Source organism: Dyella sp. OK004 (genome assembly GCF_900114495.1).
Classification (GTDB): domain Bacteria; phylum Pseudomonadota; class Gammaproteobacteria; order Xanthomonadales; family Rhodanobacteraceae; genus Dyella_D.
This window is the reverse complement of the sequence record NZ_FOZI01000001.1, coordinates 964268-981890: the sequence shown is the minus strand read 5'-3', so window position 1 is coordinate 981890 and position 17623 is coordinate 964268. Positions and strand designations below refer to the sequence as shown.

The window sequence follows — 17623 nt, the reverse complement described above, 5'->3', positions numbered from 1 at the left end:
GATGAGCCCGCGTGCGAACGATGCGCAACGTACGGCGGATGCAGTAGCGCGCCACAGCTACGGCAAGCTCGTCGCCTTTCTCGCGGCACAGACCAGGGACGTCGCGGCGGCCGAAGATGCCTTGTCGGAAGCGTTCGCCGCGGCGCTGGCCACCTGGCCGCAAAGTGGTTGCCCATCGAATCCGGAGGCGTGGCTGATGACGGTAGCGCGCCGACGGCTGATCGACGGCGCCCGTCACCGTCGTAGCGGCGAGACGGTGGCTGCGCAATTACAGATTCTCGCAGGCGAACCGGAGGCGGTGGCGGCCCCGGAGATTCCGGACCACCGCCTCGCACTGATGTTTGCCTGCACCCATCCCGCCATCGAAGAAGGCATTCGCGCGCCGTTGATGTTGCAGGTGGTGCTGGGACTGGATGCCAAGAGCATTGCCTCGGCCTTCCTCACCTCACCGGCCGCGATGAGCAAGCGTCTCGTACGCGCCAAAGAAAAAATCCGTCAGGCCGGCATCTCGTTCAATATCCCTGAGCGCGAAGAACTTCCCAGCCGGCTCGATGCCGTGCTCGACGCCATCTACGCTGCCTTTGCGGAAGGCTGGAGCGATCCGGGCGGCACCGATGTGGCGCGCCGCGATCTCACTGAGGAGGTCATCTATCTCGCCCGCTTGATGACCGAGCTGTTGCCGCAATCCCCCGAAGTGCTCGGCCTGCTTGCGCTCATGCTCCATGCCGATGCGCGACGCAGCGCAAGACGCGACGCTTCCTGCGAGTACGTACCGTTTACCGAGCAGGACATCGCACGTTGGGATGCGTCGATGATCGCCGAAGCCGAAACCTTGTTGCGGCGTGCCTGTGCCATGGGCTCCATCGGCCGCTACCAACTGGAAGGCGCCTTGCAGTCGGCTCATGTCGATCGCCGTCGCACCGGCAGGGCCAACTGGGCGGAAGTCGTGCAGCTTTACGATGCGTTGATTGCACTCGCCGACTCGCCAGTGATGGTGGTCAATCGTGCGCTGGCTATCGCGGAACTGCACGGTGCCATTGCCGCGCTTCAGTCGATGCAGGCGCTGACGGCGGATACGCGCCTTGCCGAATATCAGCCCTACTGGGCCGCACGCGCTGAGTTGCTGGCCAAGACCGGCGCCTACGACGAAGCGCGCGATGCCTATGGTATGGCGATAGGTCTGGAGCGCGATCCGGCCGTCCGAAACTTCCTCCTGCAACGCCAGTCAGCATTACCCAACTGATTTATTTCAACGACGACGGTGCTGAGAGAGGCTTCGATCACCTCACCTCCCGCTGATCGCGTGGTCTGAAGCTCCTCCACTCACCTGCAAAAAGCCCCTGACGGTATCCAGCCGTCAGGGGCAAGGCTCGCTTGTTGCAAGCGATCAAGGCACGTTGATGAATTTCTTCCATGCCGTGAAGAGGTTCGAGGCGTTCACCGAGCCAAGGCCGGTGGCAAAACTCCAGCCCGGCTGGGTCGCATACGCTTCGGTCTTGGGTGTGAACTTGGTGGCGCTGGTGGACGTCAGGCCGACCTGGACCGGGCCGAAAAAGCCCAGGTAGTTGTTGACGGTGCCGTAGAAGTAGCAATCAGGCGTGACCATGCCAGGCAGCTGCTGGATGCACTGAGTAGTGATGCCGCTGGTCGTAATGTTGTGGAACACGCATTTGCCGGTTCCCTTGGGGCCGTTGTCGGCACTGCAGGTTTCGAGACTGGGCGGTGTGCTGCCCGTAGCGCCGCCGTATTCCTCCGCGGCCAGCGCATACAGCGTGGGTGCCGCATTACCCTGGCTGGCGGGCAATCCCTTCGCGGCGAGTCCCTGATCGATCAGGGCCTGGATGCCCGCAAACATGGGCGAGGACAGCGACGTGCCGCCGACCAGATACACCGGCGCGCTGAAGCCGGAGGTGCATGGGTAGGACGCCGTGCAGATGATCACCCAGGTGTAGGAACCATAAGAGCCTGCAAACAGCGATACATCCGGCACGTCACGTGACTGATCTTTGGCCGCGCCATGGACCTGACGCTGCCAGGCCGGCTTGCGATCGACGGAGGAGGGGCCACCGCTGCCGGCTTCCGAGGTGATGTAGTAACCGTACGGGTCGTACTTGAGGTACTCCTTGCAGAAGGCGAGCGCGGTGGCAAAGCCCATCGATTTGGCTGCCAGCGTGTTGCCGCAGGATTGGTTCCACGGGATTTCCGGCACGTATGAAAGTGCTGAGCCGTAGGCCGGGTTCAAGATCTGGCTGAAGTATTTTTTGCTGGTGCCCTGGAGTACATCGGCCGTATCCGTGCCACCTACCACGGTGACATTCGGCGACGTGCCGAACGAGTTGGCATCAACGCCGGCACCGCCAATCACGCTGCCGTTGAAGCTCGGATTGGAGCCCGAGTCACCACTGGAGACGAAGACCGAGATGCCTTCCGCATCGGCCTGTGCCCACATAAGGTCGATCGCCGTCTTGCTGGCCGCATCGGTGAAGCCCTCGCCGTAACCGTAGCTGGCACTGATCACATTCGGTCGCGACGTACCGTTGATCAGATTGGTGGCTGCGGTAAAGACGCCGCCGAAGAAGTTGGTGCCATTGGAGTCGTCGCAGCTGGCGACCTTGATGTTGGCGCCGGGCGCGATAGCGGTCGACCATTCCGCGTCGAGCAGCGTTTCAATGCCGTCTTCACCAGGGTTGGCGATGGTCGGGTCGATGCAATTGGTGAAGCCTGTGGCTTGCGGCTGGATCTGCGCAAACGTGCCGCCATAACTGCCGAGGCTGAACTGACTGACGAAGTTGTCCCAGTCGCCGGGCACCATGGAGGCGTCCTCGACCACGGCGATGGTGATGCCAGTGCCGGTGAGGCCGCTGGCGTAGAGCTGTTCGACGCCGTAGATCTTTGCCAGGTCATAGGGCACCAGGCCGCGCACGCCGCCGGTAAAGGAAACGGCCTCGGGGTTGGCGATCGAAGAAGCGGCTGCGGTAGCCGGCTGTTTGACCTTGAATTTCTGCTTGGAGGCGTCGAACTGGGCCACCTTGGGCGGTATATGCATGGCCTTCGGGTGCACATCGTTGAGGCCGGCAACGCCAGTGACGACGTCGCGCAAAGCGGCTGGAATGCTGATGTCGCTGGCGTTGGCGATGTGGCTGACCTGGTTGATCGTGTAATGGTTCTCCTGGGTGTGGAACGCGGCCTTCACCTGACCTGCGGTGCCACTGAAGTCGATCTGCATCTTGTTTGGATACACGCCATTCACCGTGAAACCCTGCGAGATCAGCCACGTTTTCGCCGCGGCGATATCGGCATCGGCAACACCGAATGCCTGGCCGTACTGCGCTGGCGTGAGCCAGCGATGGAACTTGACTGAGCTGGGATCGTGCTGTTCGGCAATCAGGGCTTCGAGCGCGGTCTGGCGCAGGGCGCTGCGCTTGAGCACGAGCTGCATATGGTTCATCGCTGTGTTATCAGCAACGGTTCCGGTGGATGCTGTCCGCGTAAGGAGAGGGAGGTGGCTTTGAGGGAGTGTTGTAAGAATTTTTGCATCGATCGTTTGCGCTACGCGCGGTGCTTCGGTGGTGTTGATGCCCGCGATGGCCGTGTTGTCCTCGGCAGTGGAGGTGGCATACACGGAGGCAGCAGTAGCGAAACCCAGAGCGATAACCAAGGCCTTGATAGGAAGATGGCTCGGCATGGCTGATTCCTCGAAAAGCAGGGACGAACGACCCCGATGAGGTCGCATGTACCCCATGACAGATCACGCCGCGCTCGCGCGCGGACCCGTTTGCTTCGATGGTTGCCCAGCGATCCCTCGAGCTTCGGCGAATGCTGCTCCCCCTGCATCTCCCTATGGCGGGCAATGCCGACGCAACGCTCGGACGACGCACGATTCCCACATCAAACGCGTCGTCGTGGAATCATTCGCCGCGTGCTCCCTGCAGCGAATGTCCTGGACCATATGCCTCGGCGTTGATAGACGTCAAGGCGAACAACATGACGCAGTTCATGAGTTCATCAAATGCCATGGCGTGAATGTTGCAGACGTTTAGACGTCTAAATGTTGATCATGTTGCGCATGAATATGCGGTGGCTTGTCGATGAAACTTGCGATGATCCCGCCGCAACGCGGCTGCGGAGCCTCTTATTTTGAGTGGGCGCCCGCGTCCGGTGCCTCGCGATGGTCACGCCATCGCCGTGGCAGCCGCACGTCGCTTCGCCTTGTGGCGCCGGAAGAAGCGATACACCCCATAGCCGATACCCGCCAGCACCGCGAGCGCGCCAACGAGCAGCGCCAGCAACACCCGGTTCTGGTTCATCATCACGAACATGCCGTGGGTGCTGTAGAAGCCGTTGAAGTCGGCAACGATGGCAGGCAGATCGAGCAGATCCTGCTTGCTCATGGGCAAGGCGCGTTCATCGGGATGGTAGGCCGTGCCCAGGCCGCTCAGTGCACCGTTTTTGTCCAGTTCGATATGGCCGCCCAGCACATAGCTGACCGGGCGATCCTTGAAGAAGTCCGCGACGCGGTGGGCGCTGGCCAGATCCGCCGCGCGATCTTCGATCAGCAGGCGTCCCGGCAATAGAAAGTCGCCGGAGAAAACCAGTCCGGTCTGACGATCGTAGTAGAGAACATGTGAGGCGTAGTGGCCGGGCGTGGGCAGCACATCAACCACGCGACCACCAAGGTCGAGTTGAGCCGCGCCGTTGGGCCAGTCGGTAAAGCCGAAGAATTGTTTGACGTGATCGAGATCCGTGCCGACGACCTGAGTATTCGGCTGCTGCGCAAACTGGCTATCGCCGGTGCGGTGATCCAGATGCCCGTGGGTGTGCACCACGATCAGGGGCAAGGTCGAGCCGTTCGCCTGTGGCAACAACGACATCACCGTGTTGCCCAATGGCACCCGTTGCGATTCGGCAACGTCGCCGGTGTCGATCAACAGAGCCTTGTCCGTACCGACCAGCAGGTACATGAAAGGCGCCTCAACGGTTTCGCACAGGCTTTCGCGCAGCACGAAGGTTGTAGCGTTGTACCGGTGTACCTGGAGCGAGGGTGGCGCCTTGGTCTCGCAATGCGTGGTGGCCGTACTCCACTGGACATCCATCGAGCCCGGCGCAAGCTGCGCGCGGGCCGGCGACATGAAACACAGCGTACTGATGACCAGCCCGGCGCAAACCAGTGACTTCATATGGATCTCCCCCGAACGATGGATGATGCGCGCATTCGGATGCGCGGATCATGGGGAGGGTATAGCGTCGTGGAGAAGTGTGAGTAGTACTGGTTCAAAGTGCCAGCGCATCTGCTCCTAGGGCAACCAATGCGCGAAGCAGGCAAGTTCTTGCGCGCGAGGAAAGCCTCCCCGACGATCAATGGGACAGAGCGAAACTCATCAGGATGCGCTCGGTTTCTTCCGGCTTTTCCACGATCGGCAAGTGGTTGCAGCCGTTGAGGATGGTGGAGCTGATCGCGCTGGCACGGGTAACACCATTACGCAAGTTGTCCAGGGCGAAAATGTGGGTGGCTTAGGCACCTTGCTGCAGAGGCCCAAGTTCTTAGCATGCGCATGGAAAGACACGGATTCATGACGTTAGCTGCCACTCCTTGGCAGTGCAATGCGCTACAGCGCAACATTACAGCGCTGTAATAAAAGTCTCATGGCATTCGCAAGCTTCGCGTATGCGAGGTGCTGCATATTTCCCCGAAATACCTCCTCTTGATCTCTCTAGCGGCTTTACCGGTGGATACGCGTCGCATGTGAGCGTTGGTCCGCTAACGTAAGAACTCCTGATCGTTCTTTTGGAGGGCTATGGGAGGCTTACGTAATGGAAAGGTAGATGCCCGTGGAAATAAGTCGTCGCCAGTTCCTCCGCATGAGCGGAGCGGTTGCCGCTGCATCGGTTTTGGGGTCGTGCGGTAAGGATAGTGGTCTCGTAAGCGGGGCGCCTCCAAATATCATCTTCTTTCTCGCTGATGATCAGCGGAACGATACGCTGGGTTGTACCGGCGATCGCATAGTGAAGACACCTCGCATCGATGCGCTTGCGTCTGCGGGCACCATCTTCGAGAACATGTTTGTTACCACGTCCATCTGCCCATCCAGTCGCGCCACGATATTCACTGGTGTGACCGAGACGAAACATCGCTTTACTTTTGGCACGCCCCCACTTTCGAAATTTTTATGTCAGTCGAGCTACCCAGCGCTTCTGAAAAAGGCCGGATATCACACTGGCGTTATCGGCAAGTTTGGTGTGGCGATGGATGGCGATATCCAGAAGACGTTTGTCGATCAGTTCGAGGATCGTGACCGGCCTTACACGCAAATCATGCCGGACGGCACAAAGAAGCACATTGACGAAATCAATGTGGAAAGCGCGCTGAAGTATCTCAAAGGATGTCAATCCGGCCAGCCCTTCTTGTTGTCACTTAATTTCAGCTCTCCACATGCTGAGGATAGCGATAGGGAGCATCAGTACCATCCGATAGATTGGGCCAAGGATATGTATGCGGATGTTGTTTTTCCGCCGCCAAAAATTAACGACAAAGAATACTTTGAAACCCAGCCGGATTTTCTGAAGCACTCTATGAATCGCGAACGCTATATGTGGCGCTTCGATACGCCGGAGAAGTATCAGAAAAACATGCGCGACTACTATCGGATGCTAAGCGGCGTTGATCACATGGTCGGCATAGTCATTGATGAACTGGCGCGCCTGAACTTGCTCGACAATTCGGTTGTTTTCTATGCCGCAGACAATGGCTACTACATGGGTGATCGAGGCTTCGCTGACAAATTCACTCACTATGAAGAATCACTGCGTGTGCCTTTGATCATGGCAGACTTCAGGCCTCATAGGGCGGCACCCACGAAGGTCGGGGAGATGGCACTCAATGTGGATATCCCAGCCACATTTCTTGAGCTGGCTGGAGTAGATCGTCCGGCCCATTATCAAGGGCGTTCATTGCTTTCGCTCGTCAACAGAACGTCGATGCAAGGATGGCGGAAAGACTTCTTCTGTCAGCACACGATGAACGAGCCGACGATTCCCAAGTGGGTTGGGGTTCGCAGCGAACGTTATATGTATGCTTGTTACTACGAGCAATCGCCACCCTTTGAATTTCTGCATGACCTCGTTAAAGATCCCACGGAGTTCAAGAATCTAGCCAGCGATCCCGCCTATGCTTCTGCTCTGAGTGAGCAGCGTGCGCGTTGCGATGCATTGCGGCAAAGCTTGAGCTGACAGACGCAATTTTTGACGATTGTCGGGTCGAGTCGATGAGTCTTGCTTCAGGAGGGTAAGTAACGTCGACTTGGCTGTGCCCGCGTCTCAATGCGACAGCGCGAAACCCATCAGGATGCGCGCGGTCTCCTCCGGCTTTTCCACGATCGGCATGTGGTTGCAACCGTTGAGGGTGGTGGCGCTGATTGCGCTGGCATGGCTGAGGCCGTTGCGCAGGCTGTCGAGTGCGGAGATGTCGGTAATCTTGTCGTCATGGCACCACACGCCCATCACCGGCATCTCGAGTTTGTCGAGGCGATTCTGCAGCGAGAGGTATTGCGAGGGATCGCGCAGCTCGTTGAAGGTGCGGTCGATGAAGGTGCGGTCCTTCTGGTTCTTCTTCACCAGCACATCGATGAAGCGCCCCGGAATCGGTGGGACCTTCTCAAAGGCCAGCGCAGTGGCGCGGGCGAAACCTTCGCGATTATCGAAGGTGAAGGGGTTCTTGCCGGCCAGCGCGTCGCGCGCAAAGCCGTTCTCGTTGGCCTTGAGGCCGAAGGAGTCGATCAGCACCAGCTCGGCCACGTGTTCCGGATGCTCGGCGGCATAGACGCCGGCGATGGCACCACCCATGGAGTGGCCGACCAGCACCACGCGCTGCAGGCGCAGCGCGGTGATGAAACCCTGCAGGCGCGCGACCTGCGCATCGACGTTGTAGCTGGCGCCCTCCACGCGGGTGGAGTCGCCCCAGCCCGGCAGGTCAGGTGCGATCACGTGGAATTGCGGCGTCAGCAGCTTGGCCTGTTCCAGCCACACATTCTTGTCGGCGGCGAAGCCGTGCAGCAGCAACAGCGTGGGACCCTGGCCGCCTTCGTAGTACGACCAGGTGGTGTCGCCCACCTGCACTGAGTGCTTCTCTACGTGTGCGGTCATTGCCTGCCGCGCGATCTCCGCGTGCAGCAGCCATTGCGGCGCGAACAGATAACTGCCGCCCAGCGCCACACCGATCACCGCCGCGACGATGGCGAGGAACTTGAGGCGACGGATCAACAGGCGCTGCCACAGCGGGCGGGCGTTCGGGGCGGTGGGCGTAGTCATCGGCACGGTTCGCTCTGGAGTGACACAGGCATGTCGGGTCGTGTGCCGCTCCGATCAAGAGCGGAGCGGCACACGCAGGCTTACTTCTTGGCCTTCTTCGCCTTGGCGAAAATGCCTTCGACGGCATCCTGGGTCATCGGGTGATAACCGGCCTTGGCTTTGGTGTAGACCTGCTCGGCATAGGCGAGACCTTCCGGTGTCTTAGCGAAGGCCTTGTACAGCGGTGTGGTGAGGTACAAGCGGCCGATGCGCGTCATGTGTTCGGCGGCGGCGCTCCACACATCCTTGTCGCCAGCGGCAATGGCGTGGCTATACCAGCGCATGCCAATCTCCGCGTTCGGCGTGCCGGTGAGATGCCATGCTGCATCGAGCTGCTTGAGCTTGTCGAGCGGAGCGACATCGGGCATGCCGTCGAGGAAGTACATCCACTCCTGCGTGTTCCAGCCCTTGGCGTCGAGCTTGTCGGCGACCAGCGTGCCGCCGAGGAAGGCGGTGCGTTCCTTGTCGATGGCATCAAAGCGCGGTGAATCCGGCAGCGGCGCATTCTTCGGAACGCCCGGCTGGTACACCCAGGCCTTCACCTCTTCCCAATCCATCTTGCCCGGGTTCTTGTCGAACAGATTGGCCTTGAGATAGTCCAGCATCTGCTCGGTGGTGATGCTCTGGAACGCGAAGTGGGCGAAGTAGCCCTTCAGGTAGGCATCGAAGGTTTCGCGGCCGAAGCGCTGCTCCAGCGTGCGCAGGAACCATGAGCCCTTGTCGTAGGCCACGCTGGACAGCGCGTCGTCGGCGTCAATGCCGCGCGGCTCCGGCGCGAGGCGCTGCGCGTTGGGCGACATGGTGCCGAGCTCTTTCTGCAGCGCGCGTGCGGAAAGCAGCGCTTCCTCGTCGGCCAGTGCCTTGCCGTACACGGCTTCGGTGATGCGGCCCTGCACGTAGGTGGTGAAGCCTTCATTGAGCCAGATGTCACGCCAGGCGGCGCTGGTCACCAGGTTGCCCGACCACGAATGCGCCAGCTCATGCGACACCAGCGAAACCAGGCTCTTGTCGCCCACCAGCACGGTCGGCGTGGCAAAGGTCATGTTGGGGTTTTCCATGCCGCCGAACGGGAACGACGGCGGCAGCACCAGCAGGTCGTAGCGATCCCAGGCATACGGGCCATACAACTTCTCGGTGGCCCCGATCAGCTTTTCGGTATCTTCGAATTCATGCGCGGCCTTGCCGACCACGCTGGGTTCCGCGTACACGGCCGAACGCGGGCCGGTTTCTTTCACCGCGAGATCGCCAGCGGCGATGGCCAGCAGATACGATGGAATCGGATGCGGCTGGTTGAAGCTGAAGTCACCATCCAGCGGATGCTTGGCGTCGTTGATGGCGCTCATCGTCACACGCACGTCCGTGGGTGCCGTGACGTGTGCTTTATAGGTAAAGCGGATAGCTGGGGAATCCTGCAGCGGCACCCACGAGCGCGCATGGATGGATTCGGACTGCGAGAACATGAAGGGCAGTTTCTTGTCCGCCGTCTGCTCCGGTGTCAGCCACTGCAGGCCAGATGCCGTCGGCGCGGTGGTGTAGACGATGCGCACCTGCGCCGGATGCTGCGGTGTGGCGATGGTGAGCTTGCTGCCGAGCTGCTTGTCGCGCGGCGCCAGCGCGTACTTCAGCGTCGTGGCCTTGCCGTTCGCGTCGAGCGCTTCGACCTTGGCGATCTTCAGGTCGCGCGTATCCAGCACCAGCGACTGCGCCTTGGGGTTCTTCCAGTCCAGCTTCAGCGTGGCCTGGCCGTCGAGCTGCTTGTGCGGGAAATCGACCTTCAGGTCCAGATCGAGATGCGTCACGCGCACCTGGTCGGGCTGGGCGTAGGAATGCGGGTCGGTGGCGAAGGCGGTCAGCGGCAGCGTGAACGCGCCGACGGCAAGGGCGGAGAGCAGGCGCATGAGGAAGCGACTCCAGAAACGGGAATGCCGAGTATGCCATCGGCGTTGCCGGGGAGGCTTGTGGCGGTGGTCACTGGGGCGCCCGTTGTGTTCTGCCTCCATGAGAGGTCACTGCTACTGGATTCCGGCCTACGCCGGAATGACGATAGATAGGCAGCTAGCACTTTTTGCTCGTCATTCCGGCGCAGGCCGGAATCCAGTAACGAAAACCTGCACTTGTGTGAAGCGCCTCAGCGCAACTCCCTGCCCGCATGCGGATCGATTGAATATGGGTACATCGTCGCCAAAAACTCCGGTTGCCCCTCCACCCGCGCCATCCACGCACGAAACTGCGGATAGAGCCCCAGCGCAAAGCCAGCTTCCTCCGCTCGGCTGGCATAGGCGAACACCGCGATGTCCGCGATGGTGTAGCTGTCGCCAGCAAGGAAAGGCCGCGTCGCCAGTTCGGATTCCAGGATGTCCAGCGCGCGCTGCCCCTGTCGGCGTTTCAGGTCGATCAACGCCTGCGGCCGGTGCGGCAGCTTGCCGGTGAGGGTCCAGAAGCGCAGCGAGCCGATCACTGACTCCACCCGTTCCTGTTCAAAGCACAGCCATTGCAGAACTTTAGCGTGTCCGAACGCATCGGCGGGCAGGTAAGGCGTGCCTTCGGCCAGATAGGCAAGGATCGCGTTGGACTCGGCCAGTACGCGGCCATCCTCCAGCCGGATCGCAGGCACGGTACCGGTAGGGTTGATGCGCAGATACTCCGCAGTCTGTCCCTCACCTTCGAAGATGCTGATTTGCACACTCTGGTAGGGTCTGCCGAGTTGTTGCAGCAACTGGCGCACCTTCCAGCCGTTCTGCGAGGGCAGGTAGTCGTACAGGGTCAGCATTGGGGGACTCCGCATGAAGAAACACAGTCAGTCTGACGAAAACACATGCCACCCGCTCTCCGTTTCTTGCGGCCTGGTGTCAACCGGATCGCGCCCGGCGCGTCATCTTTTGGACATCCGCTTGCACGACACCTCCATGCCGCCACGTTCTGTCGCGATTTTGAAATCCTGCCTCGGCCTGGCCGTGTTCCTGATGCTGCTTGGCGCCTGGCTGGCCTCCACCGCCCATGCGCAAACCGCGCAGCCGGCGAACTACAGTGGTGCATGGCGGCTGGATGATCGCAACAGCGACAGCGCCGACACCGTCACCGGCCTGATGCGCGACGCGGCACGCAAGGAAGCGCCGCCGTCAACGGACAGCACCCCGGCGACAACGCCCTCAGCCGATCACCCGCAGGGCGGGCACCGGGGCGGTGGTATGGGCCATGGCGGGATGGGCGGCGGTGGCATGGGTGGTGGTGGCCATGGCATGCGCGGTGGCAAGGGCGGCAAGTCCGCATCGACAGACGACAGCAGCGGTGAAAGCTTCCACAAGGACTATCCGCTGCCGCCGTTGCTGAAGACCGATTCGGTGCTGCTGGTGCAGCAGGATGCCAAGGCCATCCAGCTGCGGCTCAACGATGGCCAGGTACTGGACGTGAAGCTGGACGGCCAGACGCGCCAGGCCTTGAACGGCAACGCCATGGTCAGCGGCCGCCGCGAGGGTGATCAGCTGCTGATCTCATTCCGTTTCGCCGACGGCTCGCAGCTCAACCAGAGTTGGGCGATGTCGCCTGATGGCAAACAGCTGACCGTGTCCGCCGAGTGGCGCGTGCCGGATCTGCAACCGGTGAACTTCAAGCGCAGCTACGTCGTGCTGCGCTGAGATTACTTACTGTAGGAGCGCACCCTGTGCGCGACAAACCGGCAGTCCGTGCCTCAGCAGTAGCGGTCGGCCAGGTGGTCGGTGGCCTGCACCAGCACGTCGACGATCGCCGGCTCTGAGGCCGCATGACCCGCCAGCACCACATGGAAATCCGCCTCGGGCCATGCTTCCGCAAGGTCATAGGCGTTTTTCACCGGACAGATCAGGTCATAGCGCCCATGCACGATGGTGGCGGGGATGTGGCGTAGCTTGGCCGCGTCGCGCAGCAACTGGTCCGGTTCGAAGAAGGCGCCGTGGCGGAAATAGTGCACTTCAGCGCGCGCTTTGCTGATCGCCGAGGCTTGCGTATCGGGCTCGCTGGTGTCGTAGGGCGTGTCCTCCAGCGCGATGCAGCTGCTCTCCCACGCATCCCAGGCCAGGGCGGCGGCGAGGCGCACCTGCGTGTCTTCGCTATCGAGGCGCCGCCAATAGGCCTCCACCATGTCGCCGCGTTCCGCTTCGGGAATATGCGCTACATAGCGCTGCCATTCGGCTGGCCGGATTCGCGCGGCGCCGGCCCCCAGCTCGTTGAACCACAGGGTTTCTTCCGGACGCGCCAGATAGATGCCGCGCAGCACGAGACCCAGCACGCGCTGCGGATGCGTCTGCGCGTAAGCCAGCGCCAGCGTGGACCCCCACGAGCCGCCAAACACCACCCAGCGCTCGATACCCAGCGCTTCGCGGATGGTTTCGATATCGGCCACCAGATGCCAGGTGGTGTTGTCGCGCAGCTCGGCGAACGGCGTTGAGCGGCCCGCGCCGCGCTGATCGAACAGCACGATGCGATAGCGCTGCGGATCAAAGAAGCGGCGGTGATAAGTAGAGATGCCCGCACCCGGGCCGCCATGCAGAAAGATCACGGGCAGGCCGCTGGGATTACCGCATTCCTCCACATGCAATGTATGCAACGCATCGACGGCGATGCGTTGAGTGCGGTAAGGCTCGATCTCGGGATATAGCTCGCGCATGCTCAAACTCCGTGTGGCCTGCGCGAGCATAGCAATGCATGGCGCGCTCAGGCGCCGGGCGATACGCGGTGCCACACCGAAATCGCCGTGGCGGGATTGCCCGGTGTCGGCGGTACCTGGTAGCTGAGATCGTCGCCGTTAAGGGTGTAGGGCCGCGTTTGCATCGTGCCGTTCCAGTTCGGCGTGTAGTTGCCGCTCTCGTTCGAATGCGGCGAGTACGCCGCGTCGATGCTGAAAGTGAGCAGATGCTGCTGCGGATCCAGCGTGATGTGGCCGTAGTGCGCGCTCACCAACTGCGCGGCCTTGAATACCTTCGCGGGTTGTTCCTTGTCGGCTGGCTCGGCGCTGCCGCGATAGATCTGCAGGGTGTAGCGGCCGTTGGCATCCACGATGAGCCGTCCCTCTGCATTCGGGCCGAAGGCGGGCACGTGCTTGCCGTCGCTGGTGATCGATCCGGCGGCGGTCAGTGTCCAGGTGCCCTGGAGTGGTGATGCTTCCGCTGCGAGTGCGGGTCGCAGGGTAGCGAGGCCCAGAAGCAGGGCGGACACGGCGAGCGGCAGACGCATGGGGGGAGTTCCTCGGTGGGGTGATGACCGGGAACATCTAGCCAGTATGGAACGCACGCCGACAGGTCGTGGATTGAATATCAGTGATGACAAAAAGCCATCGTGCGGCGAAGCGGTGTTTCAAGGGCTTACCCCTCCCCAGCCCTCCCCTGCGAGCAGGAGAGGGAGTGCGTTATCGCGAGCTCTAGCTCCTCCCCCTGCTTGCAGGGGGAGGCTGGGAGGGGGTAAGCCCTTGCGACAACCTCTCCCCTCGACAAACTATCGCCCTGCCACCGCCGCATTCCGCATCGCCAGCGTCAACGGCCGGTTCTCATGCGACGTCTGCAACACGATCAAGGTGGTCGTGCTGATGCTGGAATGAATCTTGAGCAGGCGATCGAGCACCGTTTCCAAGTGTGGAATGGACATCGCCACCACCCGCAACAAAGCCGAGTCCTCACCCGCAAGGCGACGGCAATCCAGCACTTCGGGCACGTCCGCCACCAGCGCGCCGACGCGGGCACAGGTACCGCCGTCGCAACGCAGGCGGATCATCGCCTCGATCTCATAGCCGAGCCGGCGCGGATCGATAGCGGCTCGGTAGCCGGTAATCACGCCGGCCTCTTCCAGTCGCTTGACCCGCTCGGCCACCGCCGGCGCTGAGAGACGCACCTTGCGCCCCAATTCGGCGTAGCCCTGGCGGGCATCCTGTTGCAGGGCCTCCAGCAGCTGCCAATCCTTATTGTCCCATATGGGTTTCGATTCAAAGGTCAGTGCGTTCATTTTATCCTTCGATCGTTAGCGAAACATCCCCATCGTACGCTGATTCAATATTCCTGCATGCTCCTGCCAGAGCTACGATTTCGCACGTTTATTCCTACGGAATCATCCCTAATGTCCTCCCCGGAACGCCTCGACGGGCGTGCCCTTACCTATATCGGCATCGCCCTGCTTACCTGGTCGTCGGCTTATGCCGCGATCGCCTATGCGTTGGCTTCGTTCACCCCAGGCGAAGTGGCGCTGGCGCGTCTTTCCATTGGCACGCTGTGCTTCGCCGTGCTGCTCACCGTGAAGCGCGTTGCACTGCCGGCCCGTCGCGACTGGCCGCAGCTGATCGTGCTCGGTGTGATTGGCCTGACTACCTATCACCTGTGCCTCAATATCGCGGAGACACGCGTGGCCAGCGGCACGGCAGCCATCCTGATTTCGCTGGTGCCGGCGGCTACTGCCGCGGTGTCCGCGATCTGGGTGCGCGAACGTTTGTCGCCGCGCACCTTGACCGGACTTGGCGTAGCGCTAGTGGGTGTGGTGATGGTGGTGCTGGCCAGCGGCAAAGACGTGAAGTTCGAGCCGATGGCGGCGCTAGTGCTGGTGAGCGTGATGGCCTCAGCGATCTTCTTCGTCGGCCAGAAGCCGTTGTTTGCGCGTAACAGCATGCTGGGCGTCACCGGGTTTACTTTCCTTGCCGGCACGCTGGGCGCACTGCCGTTCGGGTTGGGTCTGCCGCATGCGCTGGCTGCGGCGCCGGCTTCGCATATCGGTGCGCTGCTGTGGCTGGGCATTGCGCCCACTTTTATCGGCTACATCGCCTGGAACGCCGCGTTGCAGCGCGCTACCGCCTCGCAGGTGAGCAGCTTCATCTACTTCTCGCCGCCGATCGCGGTGCTGATCGGCTGGGTGTGGCTGGGCGAGCGGCCGACCGTGCTGACCCTGATCGGTGGTGCGATCACCGTGGGTGGCGTGGTACTGGCCAATGCGCGCCGCCGTCCTCCGGCTCCCGCCGCGGCGGTGGTGGCGACGCCCGTCAAGCAGAGCTGAGCCATGGCGTTGATCCGTTTGAGCGAGGCGGCGGCACAGCTGCCGCAGGCCTGGTCATCCAGCGTGCTCGCACAGTTCGGCGAGGGGCGGCTCAAGCTGCTGCGCATGGACGCGCGCGCCTACCTGGAGGAGTGTCACGGCTACGCCGAGGGTCTGCTGGTATTGGACGGCGAAATGGTGCTGGAGATCGAGGGCGGTACCCAGCGGGTCGGCGCCGGCGAGATCTATCTCGTACCTGCAGGCGTGCCGCACAGCGTGGGCGAGGGCAGCTACGGTACGCTGTTGATCCTCGACACCTGACCGTGACGGAGCCCGTCGATGTACAAGCTCTACATCGCCAACAAAAACTACTCGTCATGGTCCATGCGGCCCTGGGTACTGATGAGCGAGCTGGGCATTCCATTCGAGGAACGCCTGGTGCCGTTCGGGCAGGGCAGCAATTGGGAAAGCTTCCGCACGTTCGCTCCCAATGGCAAAGTGCCGTGCCTGCATGACGGCGACACCGTGGTGTGGGATTCCCTTGCCATTACCGAATACCTGGCCGAGCGCCATCCCGGCGTATGGCCAGCCGACGCCACGGCGCGCGCCTGGGCGCGTTGCGCGGCGGCGGAAATGCATTCGGGTTTCGGTGCGCTGCGCCAGCATGCGTCGATGAACTGCGGCGTGCGCGTGCGGTTGCATCACATCGATGAGGCCTTCCGCACGGAACTGGCGCGCCTAGGTGAGCTGTGGAGCGAAGGCTTGCGGCGTTTCGGCGGCCCCTTCCTGGCCGGTGCTGCGTTCACCGCTGTTGATGCGTTCTACGTACCGGTGGCGTACCGCATCCAGACCTACGGTTTGCCGGTGTCATCGTCCGCCGCCGACTTTGCGCGACAGTTGCGTGAGCTGCCATCCGCTCGCCGTTGGTACGCCGACGCCTTGCGCGAAACCTGGCGCGATTGCGCGCACGAAGACGAAGCTCATCTCGCTGGCGAATGGCTGGAAGACCTGCGCAAAAGCTGACGGCTTACTTGGTCACTCGCGCCAGTGTCGCCATCGCCTGCACTGGCGCATCCGGTGACACTGCCGTGGTCAGGGTAAACACCAGCTTGGTGCTGTCGCCAGAACGCGCCCACGCATAGCTCAGCGTATGGATGGGACCGGTCGGCGCCATACCGTGATCGTCCTGCTCGCGTGATGACGTGAGTGGCGCAGGACTGGTAGCGACAAGCGCAGTGAACTGCTGCTCGACATTAACGGTGTCGGCGTACTGCGCGAACACCGCGCAAACACCATCGTCCCGCAGCGACACCACGAACTTGCCCTCGCCCGGCCCACGCTGCGGCCACGCCTTGCCTGGCATGCCGCCGAGGAAAGCGCGCGCAGTTTTGTCCGGCAGGGTCGGCGTCTTCGCGGCGGTGAACTCCGCACTAAGCGCTTCCGGCTTGGCGTAGTGCTTCATGCAGGTCGTGGTGTAGAGCTTCATGAAGAACGCGGAGACTTCAGCGTCCTGTGTCTTGGCGTTGGCCGATACCAAGAGCAAAGCGACAACAGCTGGCAGCGAATAGACACGCATGGCGATTCCCGTGGATGGCGATGGCCGCATCGCATTTTGCCGCAAGCCCATGACGACGTGTTTCAGGCTGGCTGCACGACGGTCCGCCGCGCCTGCCAGCGACCCAGGCTTACCAGCACCAGGGCCACTGCGATAAAGAACAGCAGTACCAGCAGGGCATCACCCACCACGCTGGCGTAGCCCAGCGCGGTCACGTCGAGAAACGGATAGGGATACCAGCTGTTGAACGCCCCGCGCACCAATACATACGCAAAGTAGCCTGCTGGATAAACCTGCCACACCAGCACCTGCGACCAGCGCAGCGACTGCTTGGGCACGGCCAGCCACCAGTACAGGAGGAAGATCAGCGGCATCGCGTCATGCAGCGTCATGTCGGCAAACAACTGCCAGCCTTCCGGGTTCCACAGCTTGCGTAGCAGCACGTTATAAATGACACCCACCACAGCGATGCTCATCGCGATAGCGGTGTTGACGCCGGGGCGGCCAAAGAAACGCGTGACCGCGCCGCGCGGCCCAATTGCGCCTGCGGTGAAAGCAAGCGCCACCAGGATATTGGTAAGCACCGTATAGAAGCCGAAGTAAGTCCACACGCCAGCCATCGCACCCTGACCGTTGGACTGGGTCAGCTGGATCGACAACAGCAATTGCAGAACAAGTGCGAACCAGCCGAGCACGGCGGCGCAGGTGGCGAACCAGCGATAACGCGTAGGCATATCGGCT

At 61.8% G+C, this 17623-nt stretch carries 17 protein-coding genes; 6 read left to right on the top strand and 11 right to left on the bottom strand.

The genetic code is table 11. From position 1 onward, the window contains the following. The first annotated feature begins 1 nt into the window (after position 1). Positions 2 to 1243: an RNA polymerase sigma factor gene (locus tag BM338_RS04275; protein ID WP_090449571.1), complete on the top strand. Its 1242-nt coding sequence runs from the start codon at positions 2 to 4 to the stop codon at positions 1241 to 1243. A gap of 144 nt (positions 1244 to 1387) precedes the next feature. Here the strand turns inward: BM338_RS04275 and BM338_RS04270 are convergent, their stop codons facing one another. From BM338_RS04270 to BM338_RS21725, 3 genes are all read right to left on the bottom strand, one after another. Further along, positions 1388 to 3685, bottom strand: a complete 2298-nt coding sequence (locus BM338_RS04270) for a S53 family peptidase (RefSeq protein WP_177229215.1) — start codon at positions 3683 to 3685, stop codon at positions 1388 to 1390. A gap of 487 nt (positions 3686 to 4172) precedes the next feature. Next, positions 4173 to 5177 (bottom strand): MBL fold metallo-hydrolase, encoded by a 1005-nt coding sequence (locus BM338_RS04265; RefSeq protein ID WP_090449569.1) that lies wholly within the window; start codon positions 5175 to 5177, stop codon positions 4173 to 4175. Positions 5178 to 5355: 178 nt separating this feature from the next. Next, positions 5356 to 5484: a hypothetical protein gene (locus BM338_RS21725; RefSeq protein WP_343124151.1), complete on the bottom strand. Its 129-nt coding sequence runs from the start codon at positions 5482 to 5484 to the stop codon at positions 5356 to 5358. 339 nt (positions 5485 to 5823) lie between these two features. On the opposite strand from BM338_RS21725, the gene BM338_RS04260 reads away from it, so the two are divergent. Next, complete coding sequence (locus BM338_RS04260) at positions 5824 to 7227, top strand: sulfatase-like hydrolase/transferase (protein WP_090449568.1); 1404 nt, start codon at positions 5824 to 5826, stop codon at positions 7225 to 7227. An 87-nt stretch (positions 7228 to 7314) separates the two neighbouring features. Here the strand turns inward: BM338_RS04260 and BM338_RS04255 are convergent, their stop codons facing one another. From BM338_RS04255 to BM338_RS04245, 3 genes are all read right to left on the bottom strand, one after another. Next, the gene (locus tag BM338_RS04255) at positions 7315 to 8304 is read right to left on the bottom strand and encodes an alpha/beta fold hydrolase (protein WP_090449567.1); all 990 of its coding nucleotides are present in this window, start codon (positions 8302 to 8304) and stop codon (positions 7315 to 7317) included. 80 nt (positions 8305 to 8384) lie between these two features. Continuing rightward, the gene (locus BM338_RS04250; RefSeq protein WP_090449566.1) at positions 8385 to 10241 is read right to left on the bottom strand and encodes a M1 family metallopeptidase; all 1857 of its coding nucleotides are present in this window, start codon (positions 10239 to 10241) and stop codon (positions 8385 to 8387) included. 230 nt (positions 10242 to 10471) lie between these two features. Further along, positions 10472 to 11113, bottom strand: coding sequence for a glutathione S-transferase family protein (locus tag BM338_RS04245; RefSeq protein WP_090449565.1), 642 nt, complete (start codon positions 11111 to 11113; stop codon positions 10472 to 10474). Between the two features lie 136 nt (positions 11114 to 11249). Between BM338_RS04245 and BM338_RS21310 the strand changes: the two genes are divergently transcribed. Further along, a complete protein-coding gene (locus BM338_RS21310) occupies positions 11250 to 11978 on the top strand; it encodes a hypothetical protein (protein ID WP_143109236.1) in 729 nt (242 codons plus the stop codon). 53 nt (positions 11979 to 12031) lie between these two features. Here BM338_RS21310 and pip read toward each other — a convergent pair whose 3' ends face one another. From pip to BM338_RS04225, 3 genes are all read right to left on the bottom strand, one after another. Continuing rightward, positions 12032 to 12985: a prolyl aminopeptidase gene (gene pip, locus BM338_RS04235; protein ID WP_090449564.1), complete on the bottom strand. Its 954-nt coding sequence runs from the start codon at positions 12983 to 12985 to the stop codon at positions 12032 to 12034. 47 nt (positions 12986 to 13032) lie between these two features. Further along, a complete protein-coding gene (locus BM338_RS04230) occupies positions 13033 to 13551 on the bottom strand; it encodes a lipocalin-like domain-containing protein (protein WP_090449563.1) in 519 nt (172 codons plus the stop codon). Positions 13552 to 13809: 258 nt separating this feature from the next. Then, positions 13810 to 14313, bottom strand: coding sequence for an Lrp/AsnC family transcriptional regulator (locus BM338_RS04225; RefSeq protein ID WP_090449562.1), 504 nt, complete (start codon positions 14311 to 14313; stop codon positions 13810 to 13812). Positions 14314 to 14424: 111 nt separating this feature from the next. Here BM338_RS04225 and BM338_RS04220 point away from each other — a divergent pair, with 111 nt between their 5' ends. From BM338_RS04220 to BM338_RS04210, 3 genes are read left to right on the top strand one after another with little or no spacing between them, the layout of a single operon-like run. Then, positions 14425 to 15348, top strand: a complete 924-nt coding sequence (locus BM338_RS04220; RefSeq protein ID WP_090449561.1) for a DMT family transporter — start codon at positions 14425 to 14427, stop codon at positions 15346 to 15348. 3 nt (positions 15349 to 15351) lie between these two features. Then, positions 15352 to 15648 carry a cupin domain-containing protein gene (locus BM338_RS04215; protein ID WP_090449560.1) on the top strand — a complete coding sequence of 99 codons (297 nt, stop codon included), beginning with the start codon at positions 15352 to 15354 and terminating at the stop codon, positions 15646 to 15648. An 18-nt stretch (positions 15649 to 15666) separates the two neighbouring features. Next, entirely contained in the window at positions 15667 to 16350 is a 684-nt protein-coding gene (locus BM338_RS04210) for a glutathione S-transferase N-terminal domain-containing protein (RefSeq protein WP_090449559.1), read from the top strand. Positions 16351 to 16354: 4 nt separating this feature from the next. Here the strand turns inward: BM338_RS04210 and BM338_RS04205 are convergent, their stop codons facing one another. Both BM338_RS04205 and BM338_RS04200 read right to left on the bottom strand, forming a co-directional pair. Beyond that, the gene (locus tag BM338_RS04205) at positions 16355 to 16903 is read right to left on the bottom strand and encodes an NMCC_0638 family (lipo)protein (RefSeq protein WP_090449558.1); all 549 of its coding nucleotides are present in this window, start codon (positions 16901 to 16903) and stop codon (positions 16355 to 16357) included. A gap of 62 nt (positions 16904 to 16965) precedes the next feature. Beyond that, positions 16966 to 17616: a Pr6Pr family membrane protein gene (locus BM338_RS04200; RefSeq protein WP_090449557.1), complete on the bottom strand. Its 651-nt coding sequence runs from the start codon at positions 17614 to 17616 to the stop codon at positions 16966 to 16968. Between the last annotated feature and the right edge of the window lie 7 nt (positions 17617 to 17623).